Raw genomic sequence first — 1,367 nt, 5'->3', positions numbered from 1 at the left:
GAGCAGGAGATCACGCAACATTGCGCCCTCATCGCTCTCATTGCGCTTGAAACGCAAGAGCAACTCCTCGGCGTTCATCCGAACCGACGGGAAGTACTGCTCCAGCAACGCCGCCAGCTCATGGCTTGACAGACCGACCTTCTCGGAAAGAAGACCACCATCCATCGTGGCGAGCGCCAGAATGGACGCCAGCGCGTGGCGATCGAAATTGCTGTCACTGGTTGTGTCGGCATCTGCGGGGTGCGCCCCAGTGAGCAGGCGATAGGTCGCAATTCCCCTATGCCGCCCACCGTTCACATCACTCGCTCTGGCAGCCATAAGCGGAAAGAATTGCGCTTCGAACATTGATGGCCGACCTTTCCACCGCGATCAAGTATGCTCTGCTGCATCGTGATGCTGGTCACGAGATCTTTCGCCGGAACGCCGGCCTCCCTCATTAAGCATTGGGAAAGCCGGCCTCCATCGGTATGCTCTTTACTCGGCGGCGAGCTCGGCGGCGGTCTTGCCGACGATGGACTCGTCAACTGGCTTCATGATGCCGTGCTCCATCAGCATGTCCTCCAGCTCATCCATGGAGATCGGGGTAGGGATGATGCCTTTGCCGCCATTGTGGTGGATCCTGGTCGCAAGATTGCGATAGTGATCGGCTTGCTGGGACTCCGGCGCATACTCCAGCACGGTCATGCGGCGCAGCTCCGCGTGCTGCACGACGTTGTCGCGCGGCACGAAATAGATCAGCTGGGTGCCGAGCTTCTTGGCGAGCGCCTCCGCCAGTTCCAGCTCCTTATCTGTCTGTCGCTCGTTGCAGATCAGGCCGCCGAGCCGCACGCCACCAGAGTTGGCATACTTCAAAATGCCCTTGGAAATGTTATTGGCGGCATACATTGCCATCATCTCGCCGGACATGACGATGTAGATTTCCTGCGCCTTATTCTCGCGGATCGGCATCGCAAAACCGCCGCAGACGACGTCGCCGAGCACATCATAGGAGACGTAGTCGATGTTCTCATAGGCGCCGTTCTCTTCCAGGAAGTTGATCGAGGTGATGACTCCGCGGCCAGCGCAGCCGACGCCCGGCTCCGGACCACCCGACTCGACGCAGCGGATGTCCTGATACCCGATCTTCATGACGTCCTCGAGTTCAAGGTCCTCGACGCTGCCGGCACTCGCCGCCAGGCTCAAAATCGTGTCCTGTGCTTTCGCGTGCAGGATCAGGCGGGTCGAGTCCGCCTTGGGATCGCAGCCCACGATCAGGATCTTGTGGCCCATTTCGGCCAGCGCCGCCAGCGTGTTCTGCGAGGTGGTCGACTTGCCGATGCCACCCTTGCCGTAGAACGCGATTTGTCTCAGTGAAGACATGTTGCTCT

The 1,367-nt window shown here is 59.6% G+C and carries 2 protein-coding genes; both read right to left on the bottom strand.

The window, feature by feature from the left end:
• On the bottom strand, positions 1-345 hold a 345-nt coding region (locus AAFX91_RS41675; protein WP_207234712.1), incomplete at its 3' end, for a nitrogen fixation protein NifQ.
• A gap of 129 nt (positions 346-474) precedes the next feature.
• Positions 475-1,359 (bottom strand): nitrogenase iron protein, encoded by an 885-nt coding sequence (gene nifH / locus AAFX91_RS41670; protein ID WP_130231928.1) that lies wholly within the window; start codon positions 1,357-1,359, stop codon positions 475-477.
• Positions 1,360-1,367: the final 8 nt, after the last annotated feature.

It is taken from the genome of Bradyrhizobium sp. 31Argb (assembly GCF_043638955.1).
Taxonomy (GTDB): Bacteria; Pseudomonadota; Alphaproteobacteria; order Rhizobiales; family Xanthobacteraceae; genus Bradyrhizobium.
The sequence above is the reverse complement of the archived record's forward strand: the minus strand, read 5'-3'. Positions and strand labels throughout refer to the sequence as shown.

Coding starts and splice junctions, on each gene's coding strand:
- nifH (WP_130231928.1), bottom strand. CDS start 1,359: ATGTCTTCACTGAGACAAATCGCGTTCTACGGCAAGGGTGGCATCGGC.